The sequence below is a fragment of the Psychrosphaera sp. 1_MG-2023 genome (assembly GCF_030548245.1).
GTDB classification, from domain to species: Bacteria; Pseudomonadota; Gammaproteobacteria; order Enterobacterales; family Alteromonadaceae; genus Psychrosphaera; species Psychrosphaera algicola.
The window spans coordinates 12,466-32,644 of record NZ_JAUORW010000021.1 but is presented as its reverse complement, the minus strand read 5'-3'; the positions used below and the strand labels follow the sequence as shown (position 1 = coordinate 32,644).

Sequence of the window (20,179 nt, the reverse complement as noted above, 5' to 3'; positions counted from 1 at the left end):
TACTGAACAACTAAAACTCATTTGGTTGAAAACATTGATAAATAGTTTTAGTTCACTTTTATTAAGGGCAAGCTCACTCACCCTTATTCCATGTAAATCCCAGCTATTGCTGAACCATGACGCTGACATTATCCAACTGCACTTGGCCAACGGCCGCGCCCATGTCGAAAAATACGCGACTGGTATCATCACCAAAGCCGGTCGTAGTAATCGTATACGTGTAAGTTGTCCAGTCTGGCGTTAGCGTTAACGTTTCAACGACATTAGTCCAAGGTTCATGATCCAAACCAAGCCCTGCCATTATTTCTCTGGAGTCGTCTGATCGCGCGTCAAATTTCAATAAATACGTCGTACCTGGCACCAAGGTCATGGACTGCTTTAAGCTAACGTCCCAAGGGTTACCAGCTGCGGCGATATCAGCACTGAAGATGCCACCACCAACACTTGCCGCCATACCATCTGTTCCGCCCCAACCCGTTGCTGAGTCAAAACCACCATTTATTAATAATTCGCCACCTGCAGTACCACCGGTGCCGCCACCGCTTCCTGTGCCACTACCGTCATCAACAATTTTCACGCTAATGTTGTCCAATTGAACCTCGCCCGTCGCGGCGCCTAAGTCAAAGAACACTCGGCTTGCATCATCGCCAAAACCGGTCGTGGTTATCGTAAACGTGTAGGTTGTCCAATCTGGCGTTAGGGTCAACGTTTCAACAACATTGGTCCAAGGATCATGGTCTAAACCAAGTCCAGCCATTATTTCTCTAGAATCAGCAGAACGTGCATCAAAGGTCAATGTGTAAGTCGTATCCGGAACCAAGGTCATGTTTTGCTTTAAGCTCACATCCCATGGGTTTCCAGCCGCGGCGATATTGGCACTGAATATTCCATTACTAATGCTTGCTGCCATTCCGTCAGTTCCGCCCCAACTTGCTGCAGAGTCAAAACCACCATTGGCGACGATCTCTTCGCCTGGAGTTGTTACGACAGTACCGCCACCATTTCCTGAGCCCTCACCGACAAGTTGAACACTGACGTTATCAAGTTGAACTTCGCCTACGGCTGCCCCAAGGTCAAACAACACGCGACTATTGTCATCACCAAATCCAACGGTTGTGATAGTGACCATATAAGTTGTCCACTCATTAGTCAGCGTCACTGTTTCGACAACATTGGTCCAAGGATCATGGTCAAGACCAAGTCCGGCGATAATGTCGCGAGCATCGTCTGAACGTGCATCAAACTTCAAGACATAAGTGCGGTCGGCAATTAAAGTCATATTTTGCTTTAAACTCACGTCCCATGGATTTCCCGCGACTGCAATATCCGCAGTAAATATACCGTTAGAGATGCTGTCCACCATTCCGTCGGTGCCGCCCCAATTTGCAGAACTGTCGAACATGCCATTGAGGATAAGCTCCTCTCCATTGCCTTTTTGCTCTGAAATATCATTTGAAATGTCATCATCAGACGGGATACCAAAATAAATATTGTCTACTCGGTAAACTGCGCCGGTACCATTACCCCAACTTGGGAAGATCATAACAATATCAATCGCGGTCAAATCTAAACCGGCAGACGCTAATTCTATTAGTGGAAAAGTATATGCTTGCCATTCACCAAGTACTGGTGTTTCACCTTGTTTGCTTGTTGTCAGCTCAACTTCTGCAGCGGTGTTCCCACCGGCACTTTCTAACTTTAATAACCAGCTTGTTTCACCATTGTCTGGCATTGTGACCACTTTCATGTCGAAACGTAAAACACCTTCGTTGATATAATCATCAACATCTGCGACGCCTCCGGTATCTCGACCAAAAAATCCTACGACAGTGCCACCATCACTACCTTCACCTATGGTAAATTCAACAACGCTGCCATGCTCAGCATCATCTTCGGCTTCAACTTGAGGTAAAAATGCACAGCAGTCCCATAATCTCCAAGCACTGTTTACTGCGTCTTGGTAAAGAGTATATGCACGGTCATAAACGGTATTATCTGGTCCTTTCACGTCACCTGTGCCGCCGTCAACCGGGCCAGAACTATGTATCTTAAAATTATCTAAACGAAATATTGCGCCATCGCCTTGTCCCCAGGCAGGAAAAACCAACACAACGTCAATTGCAGAGACATCAAATCCATCTTCAACAAGTGGACCTAGAGGAAGTTTGTAGTGAACCCATTCATTTAGAATGGGACTATCTGTTAAACGAATTTCGTCGGCTGTACCGCCTAATGCCGTTCCGCCATTTGATTCAATTTTTAAGTACCAAGGCGCGTTAGGATTTGATGGTGGGGACATTAACTTTAAATCAAACTCGATTACGCCAGATTGTGAAAGTGAACTGCCGTCAAAAGGATAACCAGAACCACCTTGATCAGACCGTACATTAAATCCAACAACGGCTGCTCCCGTTATGTGAAACTCAGCGACATTGCCATGTTCATCATCATCTTGCACCACCATTGGTACAGCGTCACTCTCACCATCAGCAACCCTAGAATCCCACATTGGCCAGTTTTGATTTACGTCGTCTTCAAATAACGTTAATTTTGCGCCTTCAAACGCAGCACCTATGCTCACGTTATCGATTTGAAATTCACCAAGAGCGTTTAAAAATTTTATCGCAGTAATTGCTGACGTATCTAACCCTAAAGCTCGAAATGAACCAATATCGAACATAACATGTTGCCACTCACCCGAGACGAGCGATACACCATCAATATTAGACGATAAAAGCACTTCACCAGCAGTAACCGTTGTCTCCTGTGTAGTGCCGTCGGTTTTAGTCGATTCTATTTTAATTGTCCAATCGAGAGATGCGTCCTGCGGGACACTTACCACTTTGACATCAAATTCGATTTTTGCGTCATCTGGTAACAAAGTGCCGTCATATGCGATACCCGAAAAACCAAACTCGGTTGTTAATGATGCATTGCTAAATAACGCAACTTCGCCATAGTTTTCATCATTTGAATCGACTATCGACGCAGAATCACCCACTAAATTCCAACTTGAATCACTGTCTTCAAACAAGTCTACGCCAACCGGTACAGGCAAAATTGGCGGAATAGGTACAGGAGCGGCACCACGAATAAAGGTATTATTGTAATAATCTGAATTGATTGTCGCACAGCCTTTACCCGTAACCGGATCTTTGGAACATTGATAAACCCGCACATAATCCACCAGCAACGCATTGCCATTTGCAAACGCAGAATGAGACACACCATTAGCTAACGTGCCTTTGTCATCGCCTACTTGATAATCAAATGCTTGGTTAACGTTGCCAGCCCAATCACCACCGACGGCATTGTTTAAAATGATGAAGAAGTTTTGGTCAAATGGTGCTGGACCATACATGATGTCTTTATCTACAGAGTTTTGATCTACGGTATACCAACCTTTAGTACTTAACCCGTTCGCCTCATTATCTATCGCACGGTAAGTCACCTCAGAATCACGTTGATAGCCAAATAAAACATCGTCCACATACCAGCGAATTTCGCCTTCTTCCCACTCAACGGCATAGGTATAAAATTGGCTTTCAGGACCTTGGTTAGTTGGCAAAGCATATTCATTACCCGAATAGTCATGGTTGCCAGAAAGTGGGCCGTAATGCAGTGTGCCATGCACATGAGAATCAATTTCTCCATCTGCGCGCAGTTCACCTATATTGACCCATTCAATAATGTCTATTTCGCCAGAATGTGGCCAACCGCCATAAACACTGTCGGTAGGCATCATCCAACCTGCAGCAAATGTCCCTTGCCCTTCAGGTGATTTAGCTCTTATCTCAATACGACCATATTTAAAGTCCCCCTTTCCCTTGGTGACGATTCTTGAAGAAGTATACGGTTTCGTTAAACCCGACCCCGGTGTTGTAGGCTTGGCAACGATGTTTAGAATACCCTCTTGTAAAAATAAATTTTCAGGAGAGTCGGTATAACATTGCGCTTCATTGTTACCGCCGCCACTACAATTGATCTCAAACGACCACTTTGACATGTCTAAGCTGGCGCCATCAAACTCATCGCTCCATACCAACTCCCAGTCAGAACTCGGCGTTCTTAAGTCCGGTGGGGTGAAATCAGATTCTGTTTTAATGGTATCTCCGCAGCCAACTATGGCTCCAGATAAGGCAAGTCCGACTGTAAGCAAACGCCATCTTGCATATTGTGTAACCCTGTTGAGTTTCATTAATTATCTCCAATGTGAATTTATTGGGTACTCGAATTATTATTATTGTTTTTACTCCCGAGCTGAGAGTTAAAACGTATCGTTACCAAATGTATATTTCGCTAGGGTAATTTTTAACACAGCAGTTTGATGCGCTATTAAAATAATCGCCAAGGCGGGACGTTAGAAAGATAAAGCGGACAAATCACCGTTTTTGCCCTTTGGCCGTAAAGTCATTCCTGCTAAATCCTCTCCTATTTTAAGTCAGAGAACATAAAGAAGAGCAGGCGTTTATGCTCACCTATTTATAGTTTCAAATTTATCGGTATTCCACCTAGTCGCAAAATTTGCACCGCCCTGTCGCGTTTCGATTGTCGTAATGGATTAAATAACCAACAGTGGATTCAGCCGAATTGGCAAATAATAAAAAAGAACGACTATTTGGTCGTACGATAATGGGGTTAACATGAATTCAAATTACACTAAATTTAATAAATCGCTGGTTTTTGGCGCAATGGTTATGGCACTGAGTGCTTGTAGTTCTGATGATGACGAAGAAGTTGTCGTAACAGACCCAGTCAATGCTGCACCGGCGATTTCAAGTACAGCTCAAACGTCAGGTTCAGCCGGCGATGCATACACTTACACCGTTACTGCAACAGATGCCGACGGCGACACGTTAACGTATGCCGCAACAACATTACCAAGCTGGTTAAGTTTTGATACAGCAACCGCGACACTCAGCGGTACACCTACGGCAACCGACAATGGTGATCACGACGTTACTATTACGGTTAGCGACGGCACAGATACAACAACATCTTCATTTACGATTTCAGTTACAGTTCCAAATACTGCCCCTATGGTCACAAGTACCTCAATGACAGCAGCAACTGAAAATACCGCTTATAGCTACACATTAACCGGTTCTGACGCCGATGGTGATACATTAACCCTTAGTGCCACGACTATTCCTAGTTGGCTATCATTTGACGCAAATAGCGGCGTATTAAGTGGCACACCTGCTCAAGCAGACGTTGGTGATCATAGTGTAGTCTTAACTATATCTGACGGTACCGACGCTATTACTGACACCTTTACGATATCCGTAGCGGCGGCGGACGTAGTCGACCTCACACCGACAACTGGCGCCTTAAGTATTTTTGATGAAAGTACGCAAACGGGTTGGTTCGCTTGGGACGACTCTGGTACATACCCACCAGTAGTAAGTGCCGATGACGCTGATCACGGCCAGGCCATTGAATTTAAAATTACAGGTAGCACGGTTGTAGGTTTCACAACGAGAGAAGCTCACGGTGCGACAAATGGCGTAATCCACAACGCAAGTAGCATTACAGATGACGGTACCTTGTCTTTTGACCTTAAAATGACGCAGGCACCTACCGCAGGAACCGTTTCTTGGTTTGTTAAACTAGAAACATCAGATCCAAGTACAGCTGTAGAAGTTAATATTTCCACTAGCCAAGAAGGTCACGTAACACCGGTATTAGATGTTTGGCAGACGTATACGTTTAATCTTAAAAGTTTAGCTGACAACGGACTCGACATGTCAAAAGTTGATATCGTATTGGTATTCCCACAATGGGGCCAAGGCGATGGCGCAATGTTCAAGTTAGATAACGTGGCATTTAATGCAGACGGCGCGATTTCAAACAGCAATGGCAATGGCGCAACCACAACGACTGCATTAGGTATCGACTTTGAAGGCTCACAATTGACTTGGGAATCGTTTGACACAGCCAACATCATGTTTGAAAGCAATCCAAACACAACGGGGATCAATGCCTCTGCCACTGCAGGTCTGTTTAACGTTGCTCAAGGCGATGGCGAGTGGATCGGAGCACGAACTGAGGGCATCGATAATTTTGCGCTAAGTGATTCAAACTGTTTGGTAACTATGGATGTTTACAAAGATACCTTAAGTCCAGTTGACGTTAAATTTGAAAAATTCAATGGTGATGGTTGGGGCTCTCATGGCACAGTTTCGGCTACCAATACCGTTGTTAATCAGTGGGAAAAACTCTCGTTTAATTTCTGCAGTATGATTGGTTTACCTGAAAATGATGATATCGGTGCGTTTGTCGTGTTCCCAGACAGAACCGGTAGTAGAGCTCAAGCGACCGTAAACTACGTCGATAATATTACATTCAGTTCAGGCTCAGGCGCAGTAATAACAACGGGTCCTACTGCGGGCGCACCGGTGCCAATGGCATCAGCATCTGACGTAATTTCAATATTTAGTGATTCATACACCAACGTTGACGGTGTCAATGTAAATCCAGATTGGGGTCAAGCGACTGCCACAAGTATTGTTGATGTCGACGGTAATAATACCGTCAAAATGGAAAACCTAAACTACCAAGGTATTGAGTTCTCGAACCAAGATGTATCTTCTAAAATGAGTCTACATATTGACTATTGGACTGCTGATGCGGACGCATTTGAGTTATTCTTAATTAGCCCAGGCGCAGAAGTAAATTATACTGTAACGACAACTAAAGACGGTTGGCAAAGTCTAGACATTCCGCTGAGTACCTACTCTTCTGTTGTCGACTTAACAAATGCATTCCAATTTAAGTTTGACGCACAAAACACCGGTGGCGGTACAATTTATGTCGACAACTTGTACTTCTCATCTGCCGATGGTTCAGTTACCCCTCCGGTTGCAACCGGTCCAACTGAAGCGGCACCAACACCAACAGCACTTGATGCCGATGTAATCTCAATATTTAGCGATGCATTTACCAATATCGATGGCGTAAATGTAAACCCAGATTGGGGCCAATCAACGGCTACCTCAATTGTAAGTATTGAGGGTAATAATGCGGTTAAAATGGATGGTTTAACCTACCAAGGAATTGAATTTCCTAATAAAGATGTTTCAGGTAAAACGACCTTACACATCGATTATTGGACTGCCGATGCAACAGCATTCGAATTGTTCCTAATCAGCCCTGGGGCAGAAACGAATCACACCATCACCACGACTCAAGGCGGTTGGCAGAGTGTTGAGATCCCACTTAGTGATTTCTCTTCAGTCGTTGACTTAACAAATGCATTTCAATTTAAGTTTGATGCGCAAAACACTGGCAATGGTACGATCTTCATTGACAACCTGTACTTTTATTAAGCACATAAATTGTCCTTAGTGTAATCCTTAAAAAACGCCTTTAAATTTCGGTTTAAGGGCGTTTTCATTTGTCCCGTTCGGGTCTTCAACACGCGACTCTAAATCTAAAATCAATTTCCCTTATTATTTCTATTGCCATAACTTCTTCCGACAATAGATAAGTCAGTTGGCTGACACTACTTCACTGGTCAGCCTAAAAAGTACGGCACAATTCATCTGTTAATTTCCGCCTTTGCTCATTCAATTTTGGTCGACTAACCTTATGGCTTACTGTAGCTTAGTTCAAACCGTTGAAGATCACGCTTTAGTCTGCAATATCAACAAATAACGGGAACGATGAGCAACACTTCACTTTCAATGTTTTACATAATACGTTTATTTTAAAATCAAATTTCAGGGCAATCATGAGAAAACTAAAGCTACAAATGCAAATGACCTTAGATGGCTTTGTTGCCGGCACCAACGGTGAAATGGATTGGATGGTTTGGAACTGGGATGACGAGCTAAAACGAGCGGTTGCAGACTTAACAGCGTCGGTAGATACTATTTTGCTCGGTAAAAATTTGGCCCAGGGATTTATCCCTCACTGGACTAAAGTGGCGGATGATAAAAACCACCCTGAACATTCCGCAGGTCAAAAGTTTGTGAATACCCATAAAATTGTTGTGAGTAAAACATTAACGAAGTCTGACTGGCCGAACACTACACTCGCCAATGGCGATTTGGTTCAAGAAATAAACAAATTAAAACAACAAGAAGGTCAGGATATTATTGTTTATGGCGGCGGAGCGTTTGTAGCGTCATTAATTACCAATGAACTTATCGACGAGTTTAATCTTTTTATTAACCCAACAATCAATGGCAAAGGTATTGCCATTTTTAGTGAATGTCAGCAGCCGCAAAAACTCAAACTCGAACACTCAAAAGCATACCCGTGCGGCATTGTCGCGGTTCGATATACCTTGGACAGATCAGTGCCTGACACAAGTTCAGAATAAAGTTAAAGTTAGACCTAGACCAAATTTAAAGCGCCGCACACATAATCGAGATGTCCGTACACGGGCTTATTTATTGTCTGTTTTAGAAGGCTTTAACAAGTAAGTGCTTCAGTGGTATTTCAAATAAAAAACCAACCTAACTAGGTTGGTTTTTTGGAATCTAAGCACTACCCGTTACCCCCAACTTTCAATTAATGTGATGGAGATACCGCTTGCAAATGGTTAAACAAATATCAAAGGCTCTTTAAAAATTCCAGCACGGCAGACGTTTCGTCTTCGGATAGTTGCTCATACTGTTCTTTAGAGGCCTCACTTTCACCACCATGCCACAAAATGGCTTCTTCTAATGTACGAGCTCTGCCATCGTGCAAATAACTGTGTACCGGCGTACAGACTTCATTTCCTTGACCGCCAATAAGATTAACAACTCCGCCAGTGACACAGGCAGATAATCCTATTCCCCAAAGTGGGGTTGTACGCCACTCCGCACCAGACGCGAGTCCTTCGCCCAAATTGTCCGCAAGTCCGGGTCCCATATCATGCAACAACATGTCGCTATAAGGATGGATTGTTTGGCCAGCCAACTCAACCAGTGGGTGATATTCTACAGTGGTGAAAGTCGGAGTGTGGCAATCGGCACACCCGATTTGACTAAACAAAGCCTTACCATTAATCACACTTGTTTGGTCGATATCGCGCTGCGCTCGAACCCCTAATAACGAAATATATTTTACAAGGTTGTCTAGGTGTTCATCGTCTAAAGTCGCAGAACCTTTATCACATTGATGTTTAGCGTTTTGTTCTGAACCACAGTCGAGCACAGGTAATACCGTGGTTTTTACCCCTATGTCGGTATTTAGTGCGGCCGCAACTTGATGCTTAACACTCGATGTCGCAGCCTTCCAACCAAATCGACCTAATCGCGTGTCGCCAGTTACCGGATCTATTACTTTTTGCGCTCTACCTGATATCCCAAACGGTGCAACTTTGTCGTCAACATCTTCAAGTGCAATGATGGCTTGCTCTCCAATTGCTTCTAATAAACCGAGTCCAATTAAAGGTGGGGCAATACGAGCAGAAAATTTATCCGGGCGAACGCCAGTAAACTGGTATTGCGGTTGACGAAGACCGTCTTCTTCTAACCAATTGGCGATAACCACTTGTCCTTCTGAATCAAAGTCAGCCAAAGTATCTGGTTGTAAAACATTGCCTAATGTCGGGTGCGTTTCGCCATCGGCAGTCGCCACTTTAAAAACCCACTTCGTCAACGACTCGCCAATTTCAGCTGGTGCTGCACGGCCATTTCGTTCATGACAGCTTGCGCAACTATGATTTACCATCCTTGTATTTGATAAGTCTTTAAGCGCATTGAACGTGCCATTGGCAGGGTCTTCATCATGGGAACCGTCAACAAATGAGGTGTGGTGCACTCGACGCCCTAATACAAATGGTTGGCCATTAACCGATGACAAATTTGTTGCCATCTGCATATAGTGATCGTTCGGTTCATTGGTATATTGATACGGCAACGTGGTTTTGCCCCCCAACCAAGCTGCCTGGTCGATTGGATGGGAATTTTCGCGCTCAGAGCTTTTATCATCAAAGTCCCCGACCGTTTTCCACGGCACCATGCCGCCCGTTCCAACTTGATATAAATAGGTCGTGCCATAATAGTTTGTTCGTCCTTCAGGTACGCCATCTAAAAACTGACTCACCTCAATCTCCATATATTGGCCAACGGCTAATGACTCACGACTACCATGTAAATTACGATATTCATTAATTTCTAAAGAATATTTATATTGCTCGCCCTCATCACTTATTTTTTCCATTTCGTTGTCATAAGTGCCTTTACCGTGTTCAACAACATCTGGTTCATAATTGCCATGATATTGCGCAACGGTATTCATACCCGAGTACCAAGCGCGAAATTCGAGTGCCTGTAACTTCCATTCTGATACCCATTCCACTAAGATTTTATTACCGCCTGAGGCAACATTATCGGTAAATTTAAATCGTGCAGTACGGTGTGTCCAATAATGCGATAAATAGTGGTCGTATTGCTGGAACTGATCTTCTTTGGCGTGTCTGTCACGTCCACGGTCTGCTAATTTAGTAATAACTTTGTCTTCAAAAACGTAATGGATTGCGGGTTCTTGCACTGTTCCCACATTGTATAACGCTGTTAGGTCGCCCACTTGCCCGACGGAAACACTATGCCAGCCTGGGACATCGTCTCCTTTCTTATCTGATTCAGCTTGGTCGCCAATGTAAAAATACAAAGGTTTGCCTTCAAATGTCACTTGCTGTGTTGCGTCGTTACGTGTGATCAATCCTAGTCCAGCTACCCCATTTGCTGCATTATCTTCAGCCAATAATGGCGGCCAATTAACCGCACATTGGTCGTTACACTGACTTGTTGATTGACCAATGTCTGCATCAAACACATAAAGAGTGTAATTCGGTTTACTTGAGTCCTGACCACCCACTAACAATAAACTGGCTTCAGCGACTTCGAGTAATGGTGAAACTAGCTCGCACCCGTGGTAGTCCACTTGGGTATCGGCTTCTGTATCAGCACACTGGTCATAATTATCAAATATGCCATCGGCATCACTATCAGGACACCCATCTTTATTGACACTCATATTCGCTGGAGTTGTCGGACATAGGTCGCCACTGTCTTTAATGCCATCGGCATCGGTATCAATAATCGAGTCCACTTTTAGCCAATTAAGGTTAAAATTTGCTCCCGTCACCGTTAATACAAGACTAAATTCACCGCCTTCTGTAATTTGAAACCCACCAACAATATGATCTTCAAATGTTTGCCAACCGCCGGTTGGGCTAACCTGGTCAGTCCCTATGAGTTGATTATTGATGGTGACGGAAAAGGCACCACCACCGACTTCTGATGCCACTCGGCTTTGCAGTTCATAATCGCCCTTCGGTAATGAAATGGAATACGACAACGTTTCGCCAACTTGGGTCCAGCCAATGTTGTAACCCCCTCCGGAATCATTTGTGGCTTCAATATCGACACCGTCTGTATTTAAAGCACCGCCTTCATTTATCGAGTCAGAATCGGTAAACGCAACATAATCTTCTGCTTCGATGGTATAAGGTAGCTCAATCTCAATTTGTCCTTCCTCATCGCCAGAGTCGTCGTCCGTTTTATCGTCATCTTCATTCGTTTCACCGCCGTCGGTTTCGCCTTCATCCGTTTCACCGTCAGTAGAATTGCCATCATCCGTTGAATTGTCATCCTCGATAGGATTTTCAATATCGGTGGGCTTGTCTGACTCGGTTTCACTGCATCCTGGTAATATTGATAAAGTTGAAAGTAATACAAACCAAACGAGCGCGTTTGCTGATCGACTATTTATTTTTATTATTTTTGACATGAAAATATCCATTTAAAAAAAGCGCATCTACCGGGAAAATAGATGCGCTTAGTTGTGGGAACTCTATTAATGCTCGCAACTGATGTTGAAACTAATGATGTTGAAATCAATGATGTTCAAACCAACATTGTGATGCGATTACATGTTTCCACAGTACTGCTTGAATTTTCATCGACAAGTGAAAAGCGATGAAAAGGGCATAGGGCTACGACCAAGTGGTCTGGCAAAAGAACAGCCACCATCTGCCACTTCACCATGGAAAAACAGCTGTTCCAGTATGAAGCACACACAAATTCCACATCAACTTGCCATGAGTCCGCTTTAACTTATTTGGCTAGTACAATTATCGGTTCAACCTAATATTATTTATTCCGATGCATCCGGCCGTATAGAAATCAGTTAAAGCTCATCACTGACGGCATATCGGAATATTGAATTCTCAGTGGCTTACTGTTTGTTGTTATAACTATTTAATTTCGATTAATTTCAATAACCATGCAATTTTTGCAGTTATTCTTTTGTAATTAAATAGTAAGCACAGTGAGTCAAACCAATTGCCTCACTAATATTAATGCCTCGTTCAGGGCTTTATTAATGTTTTGGTTCATTATTTTCATTGTGGCGGAGTAAGTGTAAATGCCTTCAACATTTTTAAACGACAATATCCTTCAACGTGCAAATTCGTTGCTGGCTAGTATGTCTCTTGCCCAGAAAATAGGTCAAATGACCCAAGTTGAACGAAGTACCTGTGGTGTTGATGATGTCAAAAAATACCATATTGGATCAGTTTTAAGTGCTGCGGGTTCTTACCCCGGTGACAATTCCCAACAAGCCTGGCTCGATATGGTAGACGAATATTGGCGCGCCTCTATTTCGCAGCAGCCAAATAACTCGGGGATCCCGATTTTATACGGTGTTGACGCAATCCATGGCCACGGAAACTTTAAAGGCGCTACCATTTTTCCACATCAAATCGGCCTTGGTGCAACACAATCGCCAGAACTTATCGCTCAAATTTGCCGCGCAACCGCGTTAGAACTTAAAGCAACTGGTGTAAATTGGGTGTTTGGCCCTAATCTCGCTATAGCAAAAGATACGCGCTGGGGCCGCACTTACGAAAGTTTTTCAGACCAAACACAATACGTAACAAGTCTAACCGAGTCCTTGGTGATTGGTTATCAAACACAAAACATCGACCAACCTGAAGCTGTAATTGCCTGTGCAAAACACTTTGTCGGTGATGGTGGTACTATGTTTGGGGTTGACCAAGGTGACACTCGGTTAACCGAATATGAATTACATGAGCAACATATTGCGCCTTATTATGCCGCTGTAGACGCCAACGTTTTAACGATTATGGCGTCGTTTAGCAGTTGGAATGGCGTGAAGTGCCACGCAAATCACGAATTACTAACGCGTTTATTAAAGCTTAAAATGGGCTTTGATGGTTTTATTTTATCCGATATGGAGGGCATCGACTTTTTAAGTGAAGACTTTTATCAAGCCGTTGCACAGGGCGTGAACTCTGGCATAGATATGTTCATGATGCCTCAAAACTGGTCACTGTTTATTGAATATATGCACCACCACATTGAGTTTGGATCCATTTCAATGACTCGAATAGACGATGCTGTACGGCGCATTCTTTCGGTTAAAATTGCAGCGGGTCTATTTGACGCGCCAATGCCGTCAGAGAATCGTTTGGTAAAACAAAATGTTATAGGTTGCAAACAGCACCGGGACTTAGCAAGACGTGCCGTACAACAATCTCTGATAAAAATAAAAGGGGAAGACGATGTTCTGCCCATCAACCCTGCATCACGTATTTTAGTAGCCGGAAAAAATGCGCATAACATTGGACATCAATGTGGCGGATTTACCATAAACTGGCAAGGGTTTAGCGGAAACAAAGAGTTAGACAACGCCACCAGTATTTGGCAAGGGATCCAAGCGATTTCACCAAATGCGCAGATCACGTTTGAGCCGCTTGCCGACGCTGCCGATCCGTTAAAACACGACTTAGCCATTGTGGTTATTGGTGAAAAACCCTACGCCGAAGGACTTGGCGACATTAGAGACGAGCAGCATGCTGTTGGTGATTATGTATCTAATATTGAGGGTAAATTTAACGTCATAAAACCTTATGGCGAAACGATCACATTGGCCGAACTGCACCCTGAAGATATTGCTGTTATCAAAGCAATAAAAGCCAAAGGGATCCCGGTTATTACCATTTTAATTTCGGGACGCCCTCTCAATGTGGATCAAGAACTCGCATTATCAGACGGCTTTATCGTTGGGTGGCTGCCGGGTTCAGAGGGCCAAGGGGTTGCAGATGTCATCTTTGGTAAAGTGCCATTTAGCGGCGTGCTTAATTTTAGCTGGCCGACTCTACTCAATGATACCTGGCCCTGTCCCGAGCTACATATCAGTGCCGCCACGAACGACAGTGGCACAAGCAAACAACAATTGCGAGTTTAGTCGTTCGTAATATTAAAACTAAGGGGCCACTGGCAATTTGGTCGCAAACTTGAGTCTTATTATCGTAATTAAATTAGTGATCAGAACCATAGACTCCAACATAACACCGCCAATACTGCCTACGATAACATTATTGACAATCCAGCATACAGCGCCTGTCATAAAGGCCAAACGCATTTTTATGCCCTGCAAAAAGAAGATAGCAAACGTACCACAACAAGCCGCAATTATTGGCAAAACATCCACTGCGCTTTCAACCATTGGCACACCCCACAGAATATTAAGCGCTAGAAAAATCCACCCCAAATATTTGCCATGAAACTTAATGGAAATAACCGTTCGAATAAAACTGATGCCATTAGCAATAGCGCCGTTTGTCGAGCCTAATAAATAAAAATGTAAGGTCTGACACAAAAACAAACAGCCCAAACTGAACTTTAATTTTTGGTCGTTTTTTTGCGAGAAAGTATAGGTCCCAATGACAAAGCTCAATAAGCCGAAGAGCTGAGCGATATCAATAATATCTGCACCAAACATGTGGGATCCATCAAAGAATAGAAAGGCGTAATGGTAACGTAAGAGGAATATAAGGTCACCCGCTGTTCAGGCATATGCTATGGCATAACGAACAACGACGTGACCCTTAAAGGAGACTAGCCAAATATAGCGCGGAAAAGTTTAATAGCTTGGTCTACAGACTTTCCGTTTTTCACTTCATGAACTAACGAATCTCGTTTGCCGTGAAGGTACTCAGGAATGTCGTCTTCAGCCAAACGTCTGTCAACTAATGACTCAGCACTTTCTTTACTGCGACGACGAGGTGCGCCCCCGGCAGCCACTTTACTCATGCGAGCTTCAATTTTAAGTTTTAACTTAACGTAGTTTGATTGCTCTGCGATATTATCGTCAGCAAACAAATACATATCTGTTAATACAGCACGAGCGTTCCAAATTTGTTTTTCAAGTTCATCTTCTGGCTCTGCTTGACGCCACCATGAAGCATTGTGAACCGTCTCTACAAGATCTTGCCAGTAGCCATCAAAGTCAAAACCATTAAATTTAGAAACAGCCAAACCTTGGCAATATACGTCAATCTTAGGTGCGGTTAACACAACAAATTGATCTGGACGACGCATACCTAGCAAACGAGTTGCTGGAACCAATGGCGCTTTTTCGCCATTGGCTTTATCTTCAGTGTACGAATGAAAAATTGCACTGTAGCTTGCCACAAACTTGTCGAAATCAGCTTTTGTTACAGGTCCTTCAAGTGGAATGAATTCCAATGCTTGATCAAATTTTTCAGTTTGCTCACTTAACAACAACTGGAATGTTTTAGCGCCTTTAGTCGCGCCAAACCATTCAACGTCAAATTGATAAACGCTAGGATCGTGATCCTGTGTATGTTTACCAAGAATGGTTAATAAGTCTAAGCTAGTTAATTCACCAAGGGGCTTTCCAGCCAATGGTTTTACAAAATCAAGTAAACGCAGTTTTTCGGCTAATACGTCTGCATTTTGCTTTTTAATAAATTCAGCAAATACAGGCCATGACGCGATTCGTAACATCTTGATGCGACCGATGCTAATGCCTTTAATTAACAAGTCCTGCATTTTTTTAAGGGGAACAAGTTGTGCAGGCTCCATCAAATCGTAGTTGATGCCATCACGACATAAACGATACAATTCTTCGCACCACGCCAAAAAGTTTTCAGGTCGATCTTCAACTTTAACTGCCATTAGGTTGAGGCTAAGCTCAGCGGCATATTTTAATATGTTTTGATATAGAGTGTTTTCGGCTTCCGAAAGACCCATTTGGACTGGAGATGAGAGCAATTTTCGCATTAAATACTTCGCGCCTATGTAACGATAATTTGAACAAATGACCCAGTATCATACGCAAAAACCGACTAATTTGACAGTGATAAAAATGAACCTACCAACGGGCCCATGTTTCTATTACTGCGAAAACGATGAAATAGAATGGTAATTTTCAATATTTAGCAGCTAATTTACGTCAAATAACGTCACTTGTTATACGGCCCCTTCATCTTTACGTGAACGTTAACGACAATCAAAGACTGCCGATAACGTTAATTTTATTTATAAAATGAAGGATCAGGCGTACCTTTAAAACAACTCATGACATAAGGATAACCATCGGTAACAAAATAACCGTAAACCCCGTCGACTGTCATCCCATTACATTCGTCTAAATCCCCTGCCCCCGCTGTATATTCATAATCATCACGATAAGTACCATCATAGGTGCCACCAGGGCTACTGGCATCGCTTGGACGACTGCCCGCTTTGAGTTTAAAGCTCGACTGCGCTTTACGAATAACGCCGTTGTCGTCAAAGTAGCTCCCGAATATTGGATATCCATCGGCTGCAAACCCAATCACCGGCGATACCACAGTGTCGTCGCCATCCCAGAATAAGGCATTAGGGTTACCATGATAATGGTAGCTGCCGTCCGGCTGAGTATGCGCGTTATGACTGTCGACGCGGAATCCGTTGGGGATATATACCGGGTCAAAACGCCATGGGGTCGACATGTCATTACAACCAATTTTTTCGTTACCAACGTTGTAGCAAGCTGCGGCAATCAAGTCGACTTTAACGCCGTTTAACATTAACGCATTATCCATCATCAGCGTTAGGTCGGTTATCGTAGCCGCGTGGCTCGGCGATGTTGTTATCTCAAACGTTTCGTCCTGAGCACTGACCTGATTTGGAAAAGCATTGACGCCATCGTTAAAGTCGTGATTTGGGATCATGTTAGTGGCAAACAGGCACTTATCCCCTACAACTGATATCTCTAAATCGCCATTAAATACAGTTGAGTTATTTACGTCTAAAACAGTCGATTCGTAACTTTCAACATAGTCGACGCAATTGCCACTGCGGGAAGTGAGGATCATATCAGTAATGTCGATGGGACCTGCAGATTGTTCTCCCCGTATTACAGCCGCGTATTGTGCCAATTCAGTAACTATCGACGCATATTGGCTATCGTTTATTAGATCATTGTTCTCATCTAAGTCGTTAACAACATGAAATAAAGATTGCGTTCCATCGGCTAATTCAACCAGTTTGTATTCATCATTTCTAACCGCCCAACCAGTCACATTATCGCTTTCATACTCGGTATAATTGTAGCTGCGAAGACCTGCGTCCTCCGAGGTAAACAACTCTGATACGCTATAGCTATTTTGATACTGAATCACATCGCCTTTAACAACACTGCTTATGGTTGCAAACAGATCGGTTGAGTTGACTAAAGCTGCTTCGCGGACATTTTGTCTTGTCACGCCTTTACCAGAAGCCACCATAGGGACACGAACGCCCCCTTCACCTAGCGACCCTTTATTGTTCGAGCGACTAAATACCGAATTGTCGAGTACTTTGGCACTTGTGCCATTATCACCAATGAAAATCACCAATGTATTGTCTAAATCGGCTTGCGACATTGAGTTGAGCAATCGGCCAATTTCACTGTCCATTGCTTCAATTGCGGCTAAAAAATATTCCCGTGGTTTTGCATTAATATCATTATCGGTGCCGGTTAATGTTGTACGTTGATGTAAATCGCTAGGCGGTAAATGCAGCGGCGTATGGGGTGCTGAATACGCCAACCAGGTAAACCAAGGCGTATTATTGCCATTTTGCTGGGCAATCCAATCAATCGCTAGGTCGGTAATTTGCGTCGTATGGTATAGCGACGATTGCGTGGTTTCGCCATTTTCGGTTAAAGACCAATTATAATAATCGGTTAAATTACTAATATTGCCCGCAAAATAATCTACACCACTGTCATTCGGATGAGTGTCATCTGGGTTACCACCACCTAAATGCCACTTACCAAAAACCGCAGTTTGATACACTGAGCCGCCGGAAAGCGTCTTAATATACGACTGTATTGTTGTAGAACTGGAGTCCAATTTTGCCGGTACGTATGTTATGCCACTGTTAACACCATGTTGCCCGGTGATAATTGAGCCGCGAGTGGTCGTGCAAGCCGGTGTTGCCCAAACATTTTCAAAAACGATCCCAGATTGCGCAAGCGCGTTTAATGTTGGTGTAACGGGGGCATCGTTTGAATACGGGTATTGCGCAGAGGCGTCGATGCCCTGATCGTCAGAAATTATCAATAAAATATTGGGCTTGTCATTGGACGCTTGGGGATCATTAAATAGGCGACCTACACTTGTGACTGTTTCATTAAATCCATCCCCATCAATAAATGTGATGACCACAGATAGGGTAAACCCTACATCTTCTTGAACTAAGGTATAGGTCGAATTGGTTGCACCAATTATGTCATTGCCATTGCGCATCCATTGATAGTTAAAATCCCCCAAACCATTGCCATCGGTCAAGGTCTGTATGATTGATAATGCCTCACCAACGTCTAAGCTGCCATGAATTGTGACAGTTCCAGTTACCGCGCTATTTGTAACTTCAACAGGCACTTCAACGTCAGGTTCTGAAGAGTCGCTACCACAGCCAAACAACAATAAACTAAGGCAAACCAAACCCAAAAACTTGGACAATGCCGCTGATTTAAGCCTTGGTAATGTACTAAATAATTCTGCGCAACTTGGCGTTTTTAAATTTAATATCAACATCTTATGACCATAATTAATAACTATGATCAAAATTCTAACGTACAAATGTGCAAAAAGTGAGGATCAAAATAAAAAACACGATAAATTATCGAAAATTAAGGTAACCAAAATTTTCGTTTAATTTAGAATTCCTTTTCCTTTTCCTTTTCCTTTTTCTTTTTCTTTTTCTTTTTCTTGCCTTATTCGCTCCTCACAATCACGTTTTGCCAAAGCAGTTATAAGCGAGCAATATTTTAGAAACTTCGTCTATTCGTCTTTCAAAACTTAGTTTGCTTGCCCGTTCGTGTATCGTATGGTCACCATCGCCAAATGGCCCAAACCCGTCTAGAGTCGCAACTCCTGCTGCAGAAACAATATTTGCGTCACTAACACCACCACGTTTTTCTGTTTTTAATGGGTAACCCAAAAGCGCTTCAATATGTTGGAGTAAATCAGCCTGTTTTGCCGACGGTTGCATTACATCTCGCTGGATACCGCCCTCAAGCTCGGCACTTACCCCTTCAACAAAAGTTGTAGCAACAATGTCATTTAGGCCTTTTAATAGTCGATCACGTTCAAGTGTTTGCGTATATCTCAGTTCAACTACAATTGAGGCTTTAGGTGAAATAGTATTGGCACCAATTCCACCTGATATTTTACCTGCATTAACTGTGCTACCAGCTTCGAGTCTGGTAAGCGCGGTAAGTGCAATCACCATATGCGCAGCTGCAAGATTAGCATTACATCCCGTTGCATAGTGATTACCTGCATGTGCCGCTTTACCCACCAATGAAATCGTAAATGTGCCAACACCTTTACGGCCAACAACAACTTCGTGATCTTTCCCTGCCGCTTCAAACACCAAACAAATATCGTAATTTTTGGCTAATTCAGAACTCAAGTGTTTACTATCATCACTGCCACTTTCTTCGTCGCTAACTAACAACATGTCAATATTAGATAAGCCGCCTTGAGTGCGCTCCAATCGCTTGAGGGATTCTAATGCGACTATATTGCCGCCCTTCATATCACACACGCCTGGCCCGTAAACCCAATCCGCATCTTCCTTAAATCCTTCGAACGTATTCGGCGGAAAAACCGTATCTAAATGACCTAACAACAGGACCCTAGGAAAACTAGAATTATGTAAACTGCAAAATAATAAATGATCCCCTATTTCTTCTCGTTGAAAAGTTTCAGTATGGAATCCCAATTGCTCCATCCAAGTGCGAAATATTGCACCATTTTGATCTACACCCTGCTTATTTTTGGTGTACGAATTTAAATTAATAATCGATTTTAATTCGGCAAAGTTAATCATATTTTTCATTCCAAACTTAATCTAATTCCGTGAAAGTCTTC

The 20,179-nt window shown here is 43.2% G+C and carries 10 protein-coding genes; 4 read left to right on the top strand and 6 right to left on the bottom strand.

Translation table 11 applies throughout. The features are described 5' to 3' along the window. Positions 1–103: 103 nt before the first annotated feature. Positions 104–4,198, bottom strand: a complete 4,095-nt coding sequence (locus Q4575_RS17135; RefSeq protein ID WP_303523640.1) for a carbohydrate binding domain-containing protein — start codon at positions 4,196–4,198, stop codon at positions 104–106. A gap of 445 nt (positions 4,199–4,643) precedes the next feature. Between Q4575_RS17135 and Q4575_RS17130 the strand changes: the two genes are divergently transcribed. Together Q4575_RS17130 and Q4575_RS17125 are read left to right on the top strand one after the other, a co-directional pair. Beyond that, positions 4,644–7,328, top strand: a complete 2,685-nt coding sequence (locus Q4575_RS17130) for a putative Ig domain-containing protein (RefSeq protein ID WP_303523639.1) — start codon at positions 4,644–4,646, stop codon at positions 7,326–7,328. 404 nt (positions 7,329–7,732) lie between these two features. Further along, positions 7,733–8,326 (top strand): dihydrofolate reductase family protein, encoded by a 594-nt coding sequence (locus tag Q4575_RS17125; protein WP_303523638.1) that lies wholly within the window; start codon positions 7,733–7,735, stop codon positions 8,324–8,326. A gap of 233 nt (positions 8,327–8,559) precedes the next feature. Here the strand turns inward: Q4575_RS17125 and Q4575_RS17120 are convergent, their stop codons facing one another. Beyond that, positions 8,560–11,730, bottom strand: coding sequence for a di-heme oxidoredictase family protein (locus tag Q4575_RS17120; protein ID WP_303523637.1), 3,171 nt, complete (start codon positions 11,728–11,730; stop codon positions 8,560–8,562). A 42-nt stretch (positions 11,731–11,772) separates the two neighbouring features. Here Q4575_RS17120 and Q4575_RS17115 point away from each other — a divergent pair, with 42 nt between their 5' ends. Continuing rightward, positions 11,773–11,922 (top strand): hypothetical protein, encoded by a 150-nt coding sequence (locus tag Q4575_RS17115; protein ID WP_272180247.1) that lies wholly within the window; start codon positions 11,773–11,775, stop codon positions 11,920–11,922. A 444-nt stretch (positions 11,923–12,366) separates the two neighbouring features. Continuing rightward, entirely contained in the window at positions 12,367–14,211 is a 1,845-nt protein-coding gene (locus Q4575_RS17110; RefSeq protein ID WP_303523636.1) for a glycoside hydrolase family 3 protein, read from the top strand. Positions 14,212–14,229: 18 nt separating this feature from the next. Here the strand turns inward: Q4575_RS17110 and Q4575_RS17105 are convergent, their stop codons facing one another. From Q4575_RS17105 to Q4575_RS17090, 4 genes are all read right to left on the bottom strand, one after another. Further along, positions 14,230–14,748, bottom strand: a complete 519-nt coding sequence (locus Q4575_RS17105) for a YgjV family protein (protein ID WP_215963802.1) — start codon at positions 14,746–14,748, stop codon at positions 14,230–14,232. Between the two features lie 116 nt (positions 14,749–14,864). Continuing rightward, positions 14,865–16,052 (bottom strand): hypothetical protein, encoded by a 1,188-nt coding sequence (locus Q4575_RS17100; RefSeq protein WP_215963803.1) that lies wholly within the window; start codon positions 16,050–16,052, stop codon positions 14,865–14,867. 254 nt (positions 16,053–16,306) lie between these two features. Beyond that, positions 16,307–18,838, bottom strand: coding sequence for a YHYH protein (locus Q4575_RS17095; RefSeq protein ID WP_303523633.1), 2,532 nt, complete (start codon positions 18,836–18,838; stop codon positions 16,307–16,309). Between the two features lie 196 nt (positions 18,839–19,034). Then, positions 19,035–20,138, bottom strand: coding sequence for a M20 family metallopeptidase (locus tag Q4575_RS17090; RefSeq protein ID WP_252736682.1), 1,104 nt, complete (start codon positions 20,136–20,138; stop codon positions 19,035–19,037). Positions 20,139–20,179: the final 41 nt, after the last annotated feature.

What these genes read in the sequence shown, in the direction of transcription:
- Q4575_RS17135 (WP_303523640.1), bottom strand. Translation starts at nt 4,198, where the DNA reads ATGAAACTCAACAGGGTTACACAATATGCAAGATGGCGTTTGCTTACA.
- Q4575_RS17130 (WP_303523639.1), top strand. Translation starts at nt 4,644, where the DNA reads ATGAATTCAAATTACACTAAATTTAATAAATCGCTGGTTTTTGGCGCA.
- Q4575_RS17125 (WP_303523638.1), top strand. Translation starts at nt 7,733, where the DNA reads ATGAGAAAACTAAAGCTACAAATGCAAATGACCTTAGATGGCTTTGTT.
- Q4575_RS17120 (WP_303523637.1), bottom strand. Translation starts at nt 11,730, where the DNA reads ATGTCAAAAATAATAAAAATAAATAGTCGATCAGCAAACGCGCTCGTT.
- Q4575_RS17115 (WP_272180247.1), top strand. Translation starts at nt 11,773, where the DNA reads ATGCGCTTAGTTGTGGGAACTCTATTAATGCTCGCAACTGATGTTGAA.
- Q4575_RS17110 (WP_303523636.1), top strand. Translation starts at nt 12,367, where the DNA reads ATGCCTTCAACATTTTTAAACGACAATATCCTTCAACGTGCAAATTCG.
- Q4575_RS17105 (WP_215963802.1), bottom strand. Translation starts at nt 14,748, where the DNA reads ATGTTTGGTGCAGATATTATTGATATCGCTCAGCTCTTCGGCTTATTG.
- Q4575_RS17100 (WP_215963803.1), bottom strand. Translation starts at nt 16,052, where the DNA reads ATGCGAAAATTGCTCTCATCTCCAGTCCAAATGGGTCTTTCGGAAGCC.
- Q4575_RS17095 (WP_303523633.1), bottom strand. Translation starts at nt 18,838, where the DNA reads ATGTTGATATTAAATTTAAAAACGCCAAGTTGCGCAGAATTATTTAGT.
- Q4575_RS17090 (WP_252736682.1), bottom strand. Translation starts at nt 20,138, where the DNA reads ATGATTAACTTTGCCGAATTAAAATCGATTATTAATTTAAATTCGTAC.